This window comes from Mesorhizobium sp. M1227 (assembly GCF_040318315.1).
Lineage (GTDB): Bacteria > Pseudomonadota > Alphaproteobacteria > Rhizobiales > Rhizobiaceae > Mesorhizobium.
This window is the reverse complement of record NZ_JAMYLZ010000025.1, coordinates 41,981-56,434: the sequence shown is the minus strand read 5'-3', so window position 1 is coordinate 56,434 and position 14,454 is coordinate 41,981. Positions and strand designations below refer to the sequence as shown.

Genomic DNA, 14,454 nt, shown 5'->3' with positions numbered 1-14,454 from the left:
AAAAATGAAATTGGTTACCGGTGCCTTTACCGGGCCATTATTCAGTGCAGCCAGTTTAGGTCCTCGCCAAAAATGCCTGCAACGGTATACTGCCTAAAATAATCCAACATTGGCAACGACAAATTGCTTCCACATAGCCCGTGGGGGGCTATAGGATTTTGGGCGGGTTGGCTCGACAGCACGACTAGCAGAAATGGTGCTCGGCTTTGTGACGGATCGTGCTTCGCCGTGGAGCATGATCTCACCGGCCGGTTCCATTTCAGTGGACCATGCGTCGGCGACTGACCTGTCGGGAACATCGTCTCAGGGGGTTCGAGGTGAAGATCATCCATAGGTTCAGACCGATTGCCGCCGCCGCGCTGCTCGGCATCGCGGCGGCCTTGCCGGCCGTCAATTCCGTTCATGCCACGGACGCGGCCGCCCGGCCCGAGGCGGCGATCTCGCCGATGAAACGCGTAGCCGAGGCCAGGGCCAAGGCCAGGGCGGAGAACCCCGACGGCGCCGATCGCGTCTACGGCGGCAAAGAGGCCGAGAAGGGCGCTTACCCGTTCCAGGTGGCATTGCTGACCGCCGGCAAACTGGACAAAAGCCCGGCCTCGCAGGCGAATGCGCAGTTCTGCGGCGGCAGCCTGATCGCGCCGCAATGGGTGCTGACGGCGGCGCACTGCCTCAATGACGACGGCGAGCCGATTTCGCCTGATATGGTCACCGTGCTCACCGGCGCCACCGATCTGAGCGAGGGCAAGCGCTACAAGGCGGTGGAGATCATCGTCAACGAGGGCTACAGCGAGCAGACGCTGGACAACGATCTCGGCTTGATCCGGCTGGCCGCGCCGGCCGATGCCCCGACCATCAAAATTGCCCGTGAGCCGACACCGGACGCCGGCAAGACGACGGTCACCGGTTGGGGCAAGATGCAGGACGGAACGTTTCCCACCGCGCTGATGGTCGCCGACCTGGACCTCCAGCCGAACGCAACCTGCAACAGCGGCATCAAGGCGATTTATGCGCATGATTTGAAGGCAGCGCTCGGCGAGCTCGCCCGCCGCATGCGTTATTCGGAAAGGGGCATCGAGGCGGCCGCCAACGCGATTGCAGCCGATATGGCCGATCCGCTTACCGGCAACATGATCTGCGCCGGCACGGCCAGCGGCGAGCGCGACGCCTGCAATGGCGACAGCGGCGGACCGCTGTTCGTGACCGGCGCCGATGGTCCGGTGCAGGTCGGCGTCGTCAGCTGGGGCGAAGGTCCGGCCGACGGCGGCACCGCCTGCGGCCACAAGAACGCCTACGGCATCTACACGCGGCTGGCCAATTACACCGGCTGGATCGAGGAGAAGATGAAGACGGCGGCGCCCGCAGCGCCCAAAGCCCTCGGCACGGCGCAGAAGCCCGCCACGCCCTGACCGGTGTCATTTGCTGAACCAATGAACAGCGGGAGCAATCCCTCTGGTTCTTTCCCAAAACCCGGTTCTGTCCCAAAAACCTGGGGTCGGGACTAGAACCAGCGATCGCGGCGCTGATCTGTGGCGGCCAGGGTGAGGCCGAGTAGCGCTCCTACGGCCGCTCCGAGGATGAATGCCGACGATATTGTGCCGGGATTCTCCTGGACCACGCCCGACACCGTCTGCGCCCTGTTGCGCAGGGCTTGTGCTGTCCGAGAGGCGCGCTCGGCAGCGTTGTCATACCAGCCGCCGGCGTCTTCGATCGCCTCTTCCGCGCGTTCGGCCAAGGTCCGATTGATCTTGTTGATCTCGCGCCTCAGCTGCGCGACCTGCTTCTCCAGGGCTTCCTGAGCTTCACGTTGAGTCATCTTCGGTGCTGCGGATTCGTTCGGTTCGTCGGCCATTGTAATCTCCTTTGCTCAGGCTCGGCTCAACGGCCGGCCCACTGTGCAGGTTCCTCCGCAAAACGCGTATGTCCGGTGTTTGTTCGGTGAGAAACCGGCTTTTGTCCGGCATGTCTGCGAATTCGGCATCAACATCGGATCGTTCCGGCGCTCCCCGCGTTGGTGAAAACGCCACAAGGGAGGATCCGCCATGGACGACGATCGGCATGAAAAGATTCGGCAGCGAGCCTATGAAATCTGGGTGCGCGAGGGCCGCCCGGATGGCGCGCATGAACGTCATTGGCAGCAGGCGAAGCAACAGCTTGGCCTCGACGACGCGGACGTTCCGGCGGGAACGATCGCCAGCTCCGACGTTCTGACGGTCGAGGCACTGGCGATGCGCACCGGGATAACCGGTGATCAGGCGCAAGAGCTGATCGACAGGCTTGGCAACGACAGGGCGACGCTGGAGGAAGCCGCGCGGAACCTCAAGGCAGCCGAAAGCTAGCCGCTGGCTGTCGAGGTCGAAGACGGCTGCCAACTGAAGTGGCAAATCTGACCCCGCGCACGCGAGTTGCCGGACTTATTGTATCCCACGGCATCATCGCCGCGTCCGCATGCGCCGACCGCGGTCGGCGCCAGGACGCTGGCCTATGATGCCGAAATAAATTTTGATAAGGATTGCAGATGTACTGGAGAGTAGAGGAAGATGTATTGAGGTACCGTCCACCTCTTGTCGGCAGTGCGCGATGTCGGGTTGGACCCTGTGCGCGCGGGACTGGTGAGGCAGGCGGCCGATTGGCCTGGTCAAGCGCCCGGGCGCATCTGACGGATCAACTCGACGGCGTTGTGGATCTGAGACCGATGAAGGACCGGCTGCCATCGTCGACGGGCTGTTCGATTTGCTCGACACGGATGTCGCGGCTCAAAAAGGTGCACCGTCACCGTAATTAAATTTCACCAGTTACCGGGCGGACTGTACTGAATGATAGCGATCTTGCCTACTATGCTGTAAATCCATTCAATTCATTGAGGTTTCCGTAATGAGTAATCGGATATCGTGGATTGAGAATACCGAAGTAACTTTGATTAGAATCGAATTGTATTCGGTTGTGATTGAAGCTTTGTCCTTAGACATGGGAGATAGGATATCGATAGATATAAATAGCGATTTTAAAATCTATATTTCAGATGAGCTCTCAAAGTACGATGTCGTAAAACACAACGGATCACTTCCAATTCTTTGGAAATTAATAGGTATGAGCATAGTTTCCGTAAAATTCGATCAAGACGCCCTCGAAATAGAGCTCAACGACGGCGTACGCATCTCTGTCGAACTAGAAATTGGAAAGTTGGAGCAAGTTAGCTTTCGCCGCACAAAGCCAGATACACTCGAACACCTTCCCTGAAGCCCGGCAGAAATTACGGTGACAGTGCACTCTTTACTATGTTCGCCCGGCTGTCGTTGTGTAGATTGACCGCGTGGCTCAAATGCTCGCATCGTCGTTCCCGGTCTGAGTCGTGGATGCCGTCATCGCCTACTTCCTCGGCGGCCCCTTGCGCTCGGCCGATGCCGCCCAGAGATTGATGTCCGACTCGCGGGCAAAGGTGTCGATCTCGGCGAGTTCGGCATCGCTGAAGTCGAGCGCCTTCAGCGCGCCGACGCAGTCCTCGACCTGTTCCGGCCGGCTGGCGCCGATCAGCGCCGATGTGACCCTGCCTCGGCGCAGCACCCAGGCCAGCGCCATCTGCGCCAGCGTCTGGCCGCGGCGACGGGCGATGACGTTCAGCGCCTCGATATTGGCGATCGATTTGTCGTTGATGAATGCCGGGCGCAGCGACTTGCCCTGGCTGGCGCGGCTGCCATCGGGGATGCCGCCGAGATATTTGTCGGTCAGCATGCCTTGCGCCAGCGGCGAGAACACGATCGAGCCGACACCAAGCCCCTCCAGCGTATCGAGCAGGCCATCATCCTCGACCCAGCGGTTGAGCATCGAATAGCTCGGCTGATGGATCACGCAAGGCGTGCCGAGCTGCTTCAATATGTCGGCGGCCTCGCGGGTGCGCTGCGAATTATACGAGGAAATGCCGGCATAGAGCGCCTTGCCCGAGCGCACCGCGTGATCGAGCGCGCCCATCGTTTCCTCCAGCGGGGTGTCGGGGTCGAAGCGGTGCGAATAGAAGATGTCGACATAGTCGAGCCCCATCCGCTTCAGGCTCTGGTCGAGGCTGGCCAGCACATATTTGCGGCCGCCCCATTCGCCATAAGGTCCTGCCCACATTTCGTAGCCGGCCTTGGTCGAGATGATCAGCTCGTCGCGATAACCGGCAAAGTCCGTCCGCAGGATCTCGCCGAACGCCCGCTCCGCCGAGCCGGGCGGCGGGCCGTAATTGTTAGCGAGATCGAAATGCGTGATGCCCAGATCGAAGGCCCTGCGCGCGATCGCATGCTTGGTTCTATGCGGCGTGTCGTCGCCGAAATTATGCCACAGCCCAAGCGAGATCGCCGGCAGCTTCAGGCCGGACCGCCCGCAGCGATTGTAGACCATCTTGTCGTAGCGGTTTTCGGCGGGGACATACGGCATGGGAAATCCTCAAATCGAAACGAGCCCGACGGCGGCCGCCGCGACAGTGGGGCAGTCGAGCTTGCCACCCTTAGCCTCTCCCCGCGCAAACGGGGAGAGGCTTTTTGCGGTGCTTGGGAGGCGCGCCGCCTACTTGGTTTTCTGCTTCGCCAGCAGCTCCTTCGCCGCCTTGACGCCGAGCGCCGCGGGCCGCTCGCAGCTGGTCTGCATGGCGACGAACTTTCCGGTCTCGCCCGAACGCAACAGGCCGGTCATGACGTCGACGGCATGCAGCGCCAGTTCCATCGAGCAGCGGTGCGGCCGACCTTCCCTGATCGCGATCGCCATGTCGGCCAAACCGGCGGTGCGGTAGTTGGCCATCATGCCTTGCGAATGCATCTCGTTGGGCACGCCGAACGGATGCGGCCATTTCGGCAGCTTCTTCACCGGCTTGGCGGCATCGGTGTAGCGCACCTCGCCGCCGAAGAAGTTCGGATCCGGCACGAACACCGTGCCCGCCTCGCCATAGAGCTCCATCGGCGCGTGGCCGTGGCTCCAGACATCCCAGCTGGTGTTGAGCGTCACCACGGCGCCGTTCTCGAATTCCAGCACGCCGTGGATCGTCGTTGGCGTGGAGACCGGGATCTTTTCGCCGGCGCGCGGCTTCGAGCTGATGATGCGTTCCGTCATCGGGATCGAAGCGAAGGCGGCGACCCGCTTCACCGGCCCGATCAGCTGGATCAGGTTGGTGATGTAATAGGGTCCGATGTCGAGCACCGGCCCGGCGCCCGGCTGGAAGAAGAAGTCCGGATTGGGGTGCCAGTGCTCCATGCCATGGCTCATCACATGACAGGTCCCGCTGGTGATCCTGCCGAGCCTGCCGGTGTCGATCAGGTCGCGGACAAGCTGGTGCGCGCCGCCGAGGAAGGTGTCGGGCGCCGAACCGATGCGCAGCCCCTTGCTTTCCGCCCGTTTTTTCAGGTCGAGCCCTTCCTTGACCGACAGCACGAAGGGCTTCTCCGAATAGACGTGCTTGCCGGCGTCGAGGATCTGCTTCGACACCTCGTAATGCACCGCCGGAATGGTCAGGTTGACGATGATGTCGATATCGTCGGCCTTAAGCAGCCCCTCGACGGTCTCGGCGCGCAGTTTGAACTCTTTTGCCCGCGCTTTCGCCGCTTCCATGTTGATGTCGGCGCAGGCGCGCATCTCGATGCCGCGAAACAGCGGTGCCAGCGAGAAATACGCCTTCGAGATGTTGCCGCAGCCGATAACGCCGATGCCAAGTTTTGTTGCCATGCTGGTGTGCTCCTAATAGGTCTTGGCGGCTGCGATCGAGCGGCGGGCGAAGCGCTCGATATCATTGGGATTGTCCTGTTCCATGACGTAGTATTTTGCGGCGCTTTTGGCGCGCAGCGCCTTGATCAGGCCGGGCCAGTCGATGGTGCCGTGGCCGACATCCGACCAGCCGTCCTCGTCGAGGCCCTCGCCCGGCTTGGCCAAGTCCTTGACATGGACGGCGACGATGCGCTTGCCGTGCTTCTCGATCCAGGGCAGCGGATCGACGCCGCCGCGCACCACCCAGGCGACGTCCATCTCCCAGCCGATGTCGGGCGCGGAGGACAGGATATGGTCCTGCGGCACCGAGCCGTCGGCGAGCGCCTTGAACTCGAAATCATGGTTGTGCCAGGCAAAGCCATAGCCGGCTTTCCTGGCCGTCTCGCCGACCTTGGCCAGGCGTTCGCCGAAGCCGCGCCAGCCGGCTGTGTCGGCCGGCCTGAACTCGGCGTTCAGGAACGGGCAGATGAGCAGCGTGATGCCGAGCGCGTCGGCCGTCCTGCACACGCCGTCGAAATCCTTCTCGAGCGCGTCGATCGAGAAATGCCCGGTCGGCATGGCGAGCCCGTTCTTGTCGAGCTCGGCACGGAACGCCTTGGGATCGTCATAGACGCCGCCGAACCCTTCGACTTGGCTGTAACCAAGCTCCCCCAGCATCTTGAGCACGCCCTCCCAGGGCTGGAAATTGCGGGCGCTGTAAAGTTGGAATGACCAGTTCATCGTCTCTGTCCGTTTTCTTGTGGATGGTTAGTTTGGGGGGATGAGTCTTGCGGGAGTAGAAGAGTCTTGGGAGGCTAAATCATGCTCTAGAGGCGGTTACCTGTGGCGGCGTCGAAAAGCGAGGCGCGCATCGGGTCAAAACCGATGCCGACCGCCTCGGCGTTGTTTGGCGTGCGCTCGGCTGTCACCCGCACCGTGAAATTCTGGCCGGCGAGCTTCAGCCAGACCAGCGTGTCGGAACCCATGGGCTCGACGACCTCGACATTTGCCGTGGCTGCGAACGGCCATCCCGTGCCGCTGTTGAACGCCACGTGCTCGGGGCGGATGCCGAACACGGCCGGCCCTGGCACCGGGTCCTTCTCGAAAGCATAGGTGGCAAGCGGTATCCGCACATCTTCGGCGACGAAGTGCCAGTCGCCTGCCGCTTGCTCCAGTCTGCCGTCGAGGAAGTTCATTGCCGGCGAACCCAGGAAGCCGGCGACAAACCGGTTGACCGGCCGGTTATAGATGGTCTGCGGCGCATCGAGCTGCTGGATGACGCCGCCCTTCATCACCGCGATACGGTCGGCCAGCGTCATCGCCTCGATCTGGTCGTGGGTGACGTAGATCATGGTGTTCTCGAGCTTGCGATGCAGCAGCTTGATCTCGACGCGCAATTCCGCGCGCAGCTTGGCGTCGAGGTTGGAGAGCGGTTCGTCGAACAGAAAGACATCGACGTCACGCACAAGTGCGCGCCCGATCGCCACGCGCTGGCGCTGGCCGCCGGACAGCGCCGCCGGCTTGCGATGCAAAAGCGGTTCGATCTGCAGGATCTCGGCGGCCCGGGCGATGCGCTTGGCGATCTCGTCCTTGGCGAGGCCGGCAACGCGCAGCCCGAACGACAGGTTCTTCTCCACCGTCATCTGCGGATAGAGCGCGTAGGACTGGAACACCATGCCGATGCCGCGATCCTTGGGCTCTTCCCAGGTGACGTTCTTGCCCTTGATGAAGATGCGGCCTTCGGAAACGTCGAGCAGCCCGGCAATGCAGTTGAGCAAGGTCGACTTGCCGCAGCCGGACGGGCCGAGCAGCACGATGAATTCGCCTTCGGCAACATCGAGGTTGAGCGTCTGCAGCACCGATATCGCACCGAAATTCAGCGACAGGTTCTGGATCGAGACGCTGGTGCCGTTTGCCGCAATGCTGCCGTTTGCGTTCATCGCCATCATCCTTTCACCGCGCCGGCGGCGATGCCGCGCACAAACAATTTTCCGGACAGGAAATAGACGATCAGCGGCACCAGGCCGGTCAGGATGGTGGCTGCCATGTTGACGTTGTATTCCTTCACGCCTTGCACCGAGTTGACGATGTTGTTGAGCTGCACCGTCATCGGATAGGTGTCGGGGCGGGTGTAGACGACGCCGAACAGGAAGTCGTTCCAGATGCCGGTCACCTGCAGGATGATGGCGACGACAAAGATCGGCAGCGACATCGGCAGCATGATGCGGAAATAAATGCCCCAGAAGCCGGCGCCATCGACACGCGCTGCCCGGAACAGCTCCTCCGGCATGGAGGTAAAGTAGTTGCGGAACAACAGTGTGAGGATCGGCATGCCGAAGATGGAATGGACGATCACCAGGCCGCTGAGGCTGCCGTAAAGGCCGACTTCGCGCAGGATGATGACGATCGGATAGATCATCACCTGATAGGGGATGAAGGCGCCGACGATCAGGATGATGAAGAAGGTGTCGGCACCTTTGAAGCGCCAGTTGGCAAGCGCATAGCCGTTCACCGAGGCGAGCGCGATCGACAGGATCACCGACGGGATCGTGATGCGCACCGAATTCCAGAAGCCACGCGACAGCCCGTCGCAGTTGAGCCCGGTGCAGGCGCTCGACCAGGCCTTGACCCATGGCTCGAAGGTGATCTCCATCGGCGGCGAGAAGATGTTGCCGAGGCGTATCTCGGGCATGCCTTTGAGCGACGTCACCACCATCACATAGAGCGGCAAAAGATAGTAGAGCGCCACCACGATGAGCGTGCCGTAGAGGAAGATGTTGCGGCGCGAGAACATATGCCGCGGCTTCGGCCCGCTCGGCCCGTACGCTTCGAGCGTGCCGGGGCCGGCCGGCAAGGAAACGGTATGGTCAGACACGCTTCTTGCCTCCAAACTCGAGATAGGCCCACGGCACGATGACGATGATCACCGACAGCAGCATCATGGTCGAGGCGGCGAACCCCTGACCGAGGTTCTGGGCGAAGAACATGTAGTCATAGACATATTTGGCCGGGACTTCGGAGGCGATGCCGGGCCCGCCGCTGGTCTGGGCGACAACCAGGTCATAGATCTTGACGATACCGGCAGCGATGATGACAAGCGTGGTGATGAAGACCGGCCGCATCATCGGTATGATGATGAACAGATAGGTCTTCCAGGTCGGTATCCCGTCGACCCGCGCTGCCTTCCAGATATCCTCGTCGATCCCGCGCAGGCCGGCCAGCATCAGGCACATGATGAGCCCGGTGCCCTGCCAGAGAGCGGCGATCAATATGCCGTAGATGACGATGCTGGAATCATAGAGCGGATTGAAGCTGAAGCTCGTCCAGCCGAGGCTGCGCACCACTCCCTGGATCCCGAACTCGGGGTTGAGCAACCACTGCCAGACGAGGCCGGTGACGATGAAGGAGAGGGCGAAGGGATAGAGGAAAATGGTCCGGAACGTGTCCTCGAACCGGATCTTCTGGTCGAGCAGGGCGGCAAGCAGGAAGCCGATCACCAGCGAGAACAGCAGCGACAGCACGCCGTAGATCAGCAGGTTCTCGATCGAGACCAGCCAGCGCGGCACCGACCACAGCCGGTAGTACTGGTCGAGCCCGACGAAATTTAGCCGTGGCAGGAGCTTCGAACTGGTGAAGGAATAAAGCACCGTCCACGCGCTGCCGCCGACAAAGATCACCAGCGCTGTGAGGATCATTGGGATCGAGGCGATCTTCGCATTGAGGTTGCGAAAGAGTTGGCTAGGGCGTTCGCTCTTGCTCATCTGCACAGCCGCTTTGGATCGGGTAAGGGCCGGAGGGTCAAGAGGCCTTGACCCGAGCTCCCGACCCTGCGTTTGCAGGGGCGGGAGTGAGGCGGTCGGTCGATCGCTCAATCGGCCGAACCGACAATGGCGGCGAAGCGCTTCTGCGCATCTTCCACGGTCATGTCCTGCTTGGCGAAGAACTCGGAGAAAAGATCCTCCTTCTGCTTCTGGGTATCCTGCGAAAGCAGCTGGTCGGTCCAGGGCATGACATTGCCCTTGGCGAGAATTTCGAGCCCCTTCTTCATGCAGTCGTTCGCCGCCTTGAGGTCGACGTCGCCGCGTACCGGCAGCGAACCTTTCTTGAGATTGAAGGCGACCTGCGTCTTGGGATCGAGCAGCGTGTGGGCCAGCACTTCCTGTGCCTTCGATTTTTCGGGATCCTTCAGCAGCGGGAAGTAGAAAGCGTCGCCGCCGGTGGCGATCATCTCGTTGAGACCGAGGCCCGGAAGGCAAGTATAGTCCTTGCCGGCGACCTGACCGGCAACCTGGAACTCGCCCTGCGCCCAGTCACCCATGATCTGGCCGCCGGCCTTGCCGGTGATGACCAGATTGGTGGCCTGGTTCCAGTCCTGCACATTGGTGTTCTTGGCCATCTTGCGGGCGTCGTCCGCGGCCTTGAAGACCTTGGCGACCTCGGGCCCAGCGGCGAATTCCGCGTCCTTGTCCTTGTAGACCTTGAGGAAGGCGTCGGTGCCGCCGACCGCCGCAAGCAGCACGTCGAAAGCGCCGGAGGCCTGCCAGGGCTGGCCGCCGACCGCGAGCGGCTGGATGCCTGCTTTTTCAAGCGCGGGCGCCGCAGCGACATATTCATTCCAGTTCTTCGGCACCGGCACGCCGGCCTTTTTGAAGGCCGCATTCGACAGCCACAGCCACTGCCAGGAGTGGATATTGACGGGCACGCAATAGATCTTGCCGTCGAGGGTACAGCCGTCGAGCAGGCTCTTCGGCTGCACGATTTCCGTCCACTTTTCCTTGGTGGCGAGATCGGTGAGGTCGCGCATCAGCCCGGCCTGCACCAATTCTTCCGCCTGCCGGCCGTGATTGAACTGGGTCGCGCCCATCGGATCGCCGCCGGTGATGCGGCTGATCATGATCGGCCGCGCCGTGCCGCCGGAGCCGGCGATGGCGCCGTCAACCCAGTGATTGCCGGTTGCGTCGAAAGCCTTGGCGAGTTCGGCGACCGCTGCCGCCTCGCCGCCGGAGGTCCACCAATGGGTGACTTCCAGATCCGTCGCGGCCGCCGGGCCGGCAAATTGCAGCGCGGTCGTCACCGCCAGCGCGGCAGTCATGAGTTGGTATCGCATTTCGTTCCTCCCAGAATCTGAAACGTTACAGATTTTCGATACGGCAATTGCTTGAGGCGCGCAACCCCTCAGGCGAAGGTGGCATCAAGTTTTTTCGAAGCGCGAATAAAATCGCGCGGCTCGTCGGCCTACCGCATCGCAACAAGAGGGGTTGCACTGCAAAATGCAATGCTGCGACGCCAGAAAACCGGAAAAGCCCCTTCTGTCGCTCTTTTTTGCGCCGACCGGAGTGCCGCTCGTTTTGCGCCTATCACCAGTGATATCGCCACGGCAGTGACAATCTGTAACGTTTCAGTATATAGCGGTCTCATTCGGTGAAGGCCCGCGGCGTACCCGCGGCCCGCCGATTGCCGGCCTGCCCGGCAACTGCTATGCGCCTGACGGGGCGGGATGAATGAACAGGCATCAAAAAGAGAAGGCCGACGAAGCGTCGGGCCAGGGCCGGCCGACACTGAAGACGCTCGCCTTCATGACCGGGCTGGGCGTCACCACCGTGTCGCGCGCGCTGAAGGACGCCCCCGAGATCGGCGCCGAGACCAGGCGGCGCGTCCAGCTTGTCGCCAAGCAGATCGGCTATCGGCCCAACCGTGCCGGCGTACGCCTGCGCACCGGCAAGACCAATGTCATCAGCCTGGTGCTCAACACCGAGCACGAGATTATGAGCTTTGTCTCGGACATCATCTACGGTGTTTCGGAAGTCATCGCCGACACGCCCTATCATTTGATCGTGACGCCCTATTCGCGCTCCCAGGATCCGCTCGACCCGATCCGTTACCTCGTGGAAACCGGTTCAGCCGACGGCGTCATCATTTCGCGCACGCAGCCGAACGATCCGAGGGCCCGTTATATGCTGGAGCGCGGCATCCCCTTTGCCACGCATGGCCGCACCGATATGGGGCTGATCCATCCCTACCATGATTTCGACAATTACGCTTTCGCAGCCGAGGCAGTGCGCCATCTGGCCGGCCTCGGCCGTCGCCGCCTGGCTCTGTTGGCGCCGCCGGTCGAGCTGACCTATCACGGCCACACGCTCGCCGGCTTTGCCGATGCGCTGAGCGAGGTCGGCGCCAGCGAAATCCCGTTCAACACCGTTTCGATCGATCATTCGATCGAGCAGATCAGAATGCGGACCGCGCAGCTGATGCGCCGCGAAAGCCGCCCGGACGGTTTCATCAGCAGCGCCGCCGCCGCGACGCTCGCCATCGTCGCCGGCATCGAAGACGCCGGCCTCAAGCTTGGCCGCGATGTCGATGTGGTGTCCAAACAATCGTCGGAGCTTCTGCACCTGTTTCGCAGCGAATTGCTGGTCGTCAACGAGAACTTCCGACTGGCCGGCGCCGAACTCGCCCGCTCGGTGCTGGGCTGGATCGGCGGCGCCGCACCCGGCACCCTGCAAAGCCTGAGCGAGTCGGGCGAAGTGCAGGCCTATCGCCGCCCGGCGTGAGCGGGATACGTTCAGATTGAACTCCCGCTCCATCTATTTGTCATAGCCGCATTTCTGCGGCGCCAAGTGATTCCACTTGGCTGCAAAATGCGCGCTGCTGACTGGCAACCTTGGGGCCGGGGCCGACCGACCGATGTGGGGAGGCATTTGGTTGAAGCGGACGTTTCGCAGAGGCCCCTATCCCCCGACGTGTCCGCCCATTGCGTCACCTCGACGCGAACCTCGGAAACCGGCCACCGGATCGCGATCGGACCAACCCGAAGCGCCATAGAGATTGTCGCGACGCTAGATGCCGCGGTATTGCTCGGCCACAACCAATCGCAGGTGGTTGGCCATGCTTCCTGTCGTCTATGCCTGGTGGGCGGTGGACTGGGGGCTTGTGGGGCCTGAACGATGGTGCTTACGTCGCGATGACGGTGGGAGAGACAATGCCGAAGAAATACACGCACACTGCGGCCTTTGCGCATTTCGGTACAGTTCCGGTTAACGTGCAGTGGAGTTGGTCGGCTCGAAATGAGGGGACTAAGACCGTTGCCGTTACCCTTTGGCAGGACGAGTTCAAAAAATCGCCAGACGGTCGCCTTGTTTATGAGCGCGGACCTATTTGGGATGACAGCAAAACCAGTCGTGGCCACTACGAGTTGATGGAAAACCTCAGGTGGGCGCTCGATCACTGCGACGGGTGGGTAAAGGTGATCATCGCTATCGCGAAGGACAAGAATGCCAAACCGAGATCAATTAAGGATTGCGCGCCGACAAAGATGCAGGTGAAGGTCATGCAACTAGACGAAGGCAGTGGCGAGTTCTCACTGGAAGCTTTCGGCCTCTAGGAGCATGCCATGACTGGTTACTCTCAGGGGTGAGCGGTGCCGCCGTTAAGCGACGAGGCTGTTTGCTATAAAAGGATCAGGCGGGCTCTGGCTCATCTCCGAGATCGAGCAGCAGATCGTGGACACTTTGAATTTCAGGCGTCAAGTCGTCCAGTGAGAGCAGGTCAGAGCCTTCGAGACGTATTATTCGAGGATCACGGACCCTCGGCAATCGCTCCCGACGACTGGTAGGAGTTTCAAAGTCGCAGCTTAAATCAGCAAATTCGATAACAGCGCCCTCACGGTCACCGGTCGCATAGGCGTGATGGATGAGCGATAGTAGAATTGTTATTGTGCGATCTTCGAACCGAGTTCTTCTAGGCGAAGGGAACTGAAATATGAGCTCGCCATCTTTGACAAGTTCGCACTCCAAGCCAATGGCCGCTGTTCTTTTCAGCCCCAAAGGCAGATTCTTTGGAGGATGGTCATAAGCCGCATATCCTTTTGAGCGAACCATGTCGAAGAGGTGCAAAGCAGCATCGATATTGATCGCCTCGTCTACGCCCTTACAGGCCGTCTTTATATGACGCTCCAGATCGGATCGTCCGACAGGTGGGGAAGGGTCCAAGCCTCTTCTGACACCATAGATCGTGGGTATAGCCGCACGAAAATACCTATAGCTGGGAAACTTTCCGCCCTTCACGGCACGCCGAAGGTATTCTCTCAGCCAATCTTTCCGAGCGCTCGGGGGCAATGTCACCGCTTGCGCAAGGTCGATAAACTGTATTCGATTGAGAAGGCCGATGGCCTTACGCTTCATCTGTCCCAATGAAAGCCCCTACGCGATCTGCAAACCTTCAAAAAACGACCTAATGAGGTCATCCTTGATTCGCATACCGACGTTAACACGGGTTTTGGCTGATTCGACAGTTCGAGACCATGGTGTTCCAGGTCTATGCGTAAGGTCTACCAGAGCAAAGCTTGGGATTTCGAGATAATTGTAGAGGTGCCGTTCGATCGTCGTAACCGCGGCATTGTCAGTTAGTCTCGGGAAGGCCGTTGATGTCCGCGCTACCGGATCGAATTTTTGTGCCATTTCGTCAATGGGGTGATCTCCAAACCTCTTATACTCGTCGTACACGACCCGCTGAACTGGTCCGAAATCCCATGCCTCAAACTCTGTTTTGATTAACGGCTTCCCGTGTTCGACGAGATGGTGCCCGTGCAAAAAATACAGTATTTTCTGCACGTCAATCTGTGTCAGTTGAAGGTTCTCTTCCCATGCTCGAATGAGAACCTCATTCGCGATAATTCGGGCATCAAACATATTTCTCGTCCATTTGCAGCTTACCTATAATGGTGAATAGCGAGTTAAGATGGATTTA

General features: G+C 60.6%; 15 protein-coding genes. 5 read left to right on the top strand and 10 right to left on the bottom strand.

Going from position 1 to position 14,454, the window contains the following annotated elements:
- Positions 1-317: 317 nt before the first annotated feature.
- Complete coding sequence (locus NKH28_RS24100; protein ID WP_352980605.1) at positions 318-1,406, top strand: S1 family serine peptidase; 1,089 nt, start codon at positions 318-320, stop codon at positions 1,404-1,406.
- Positions 1,407-1,498: 92 nt separating this feature from the next.
- On the opposite strand, the gene NKH28_RS24095 is transcribed toward NKH28_RS24100, so the two are convergent.
- The gene (locus NKH28_RS24095; RefSeq protein ID WP_352474874.1) at positions 1,499-1,849 is read right to left on the bottom strand and encodes a hypothetical protein; all 351 of its coding nucleotides are present in this window, start codon (positions 1,847-1,849) and stop codon (positions 1,499-1,501) included.
- A 190-nt stretch (positions 1,850-2,039) separates the two neighbouring features.
- Here NKH28_RS24095 and NKH28_RS24090 point away from each other — a divergent pair, with 190 nt between their 5' ends.
- Both NKH28_RS24090 and NKH28_RS24085 read left to right on the top strand, forming a co-directional pair.
- Positions 2,040-2,336, top strand: coding sequence for a DUF2934 domain-containing protein (locus tag NKH28_RS24090; protein ID WP_352539431.1), 297 nt, complete (start codon positions 2,040-2,042; stop codon positions 2,334-2,336).
- A 604-nt stretch (positions 2,337-2,940) separates the two neighbouring features.
- On the top strand, positions 2,941-3,237 hold the full coding sequence (locus NKH28_RS24085) for a hypothetical protein (protein WP_352980604.1): 297 nt from the start codon (positions 2,941-2,943) through the stop codon (positions 3,235-3,237).
- A 129-nt stretch (positions 3,238-3,366) separates the two neighbouring features.
- Here the strand turns inward: NKH28_RS24085 and mgrA are convergent, their stop codons facing one another.
- From mgrA to NKH28_RS24050, 7 genes are all read right to left on the bottom strand, one after another.
- A complete protein-coding gene (gene mgrA / locus NKH28_RS24080; protein WP_352980603.1) occupies positions 3,367-4,413 on the bottom strand; it encodes an L-glyceraldehyde 3-phosphate reductase in 1,047 nt (348 codons plus the stop codon).
- A gap of 129 nt (positions 4,414-4,542) precedes the next feature.
- Positions 4,543-5,691: a Gfo/Idh/MocA family protein gene (locus NKH28_RS24075; RefSeq protein WP_352613089.1), complete on the bottom strand. Its 1,149-nt coding sequence runs from the start codon at positions 5,689-5,691 to the stop codon at positions 4,543-4,545.
- Between the two features lie 12 nt (positions 5,692-5,703).
- The gene (locus NKH28_RS24070) at positions 5,704-6,450 is read right to left on the bottom strand and encodes a sugar phosphate isomerase/epimerase family protein (protein ID WP_352980602.1); all 747 of its coding nucleotides are present in this window, start codon (positions 6,448-6,450) and stop codon (positions 5,704-5,706) included.
- Positions 6,451-6,536: 86 nt separating this feature from the next.
- Entirely contained in the window at positions 6,537-7,649 is a 1,113-nt protein-coding gene (locus tag NKH28_RS24065) for an ABC transporter ATP-binding protein (protein ID WP_352448362.1), read from the bottom strand.
- Positions 7,650-7,654: 5 nt separating this feature from the next.
- Positions 7,655-8,584: a carbohydrate ABC transporter permease gene (locus NKH28_RS24060; RefSeq protein ID WP_023675222.1), complete on the bottom strand. Its 930-nt coding sequence runs from the start codon at positions 8,582-8,584 to the stop codon at positions 7,655-7,657.
- Positions 8,577-9,470: a carbohydrate ABC transporter permease gene (locus tag NKH28_RS24055; RefSeq protein WP_352448363.1), complete on the bottom strand. Its 894-nt coding sequence runs from the start codon at positions 9,468-9,470 to the stop codon at positions 8,577-8,579. The genes NKH28_RS24060 and NKH28_RS24055 overlap by 8 nt, the downstream gene beginning before the upstream one ends.
- Positions 9,471-9,577: 107 nt before the next feature.
- Positions 9,578-10,816, bottom strand: a complete 1,239-nt coding sequence (locus NKH28_RS24050) for an ABC transporter substrate-binding protein (protein WP_352980601.1) — start codon at positions 10,814-10,816, stop codon at positions 9,578-9,580.
- Between the two features lie 394 nt (positions 10,817-11,210).
- Between NKH28_RS24050 and NKH28_RS24045 the strand changes: the two genes are divergently transcribed.
- Positions 11,211-12,260: a LacI family transcriptional regulator gene (locus NKH28_RS24045; RefSeq protein WP_352980600.1), complete on the top strand. Its 1,050-nt coding sequence runs from the start codon at positions 11,211-11,213 to the stop codon at positions 12,258-12,260.
- Positions 12,261-12,688: 428 nt separating this feature from the next.
- Positions 12,689-13,090: a hypothetical protein gene (locus tag NKH28_RS24040; protein ID WP_352980599.1), complete on the top strand. Its 402-nt coding sequence runs from the start codon at positions 12,689-12,691 to the stop codon at positions 13,088-13,090.
- A 76-nt stretch (positions 13,091-13,166) separates the two neighbouring features.
- On the opposite strand, the gene NKH28_RS24035 is transcribed toward NKH28_RS24040, so the two are convergent.
- Positions 13,167-13,889 (bottom strand): hypothetical protein, encoded by a 723-nt coding sequence (locus tag NKH28_RS24035; protein WP_502906657.1) that lies wholly within the window; start codon positions 13,887-13,889, stop codon positions 13,167-13,169.
- Positions 13,890-13,907: 18 nt separating this feature from the next.
- On the bottom strand, positions 13,908-14,396 hold the full coding sequence (locus tag NKH28_RS24030; protein ID WP_352980597.1) for a Panacea domain-containing protein: 489 nt from the start codon (positions 14,394-14,396) through the stop codon (positions 13,908-13,910).
- Positions 14,397-14,454: the final 58 nt, after the last annotated feature.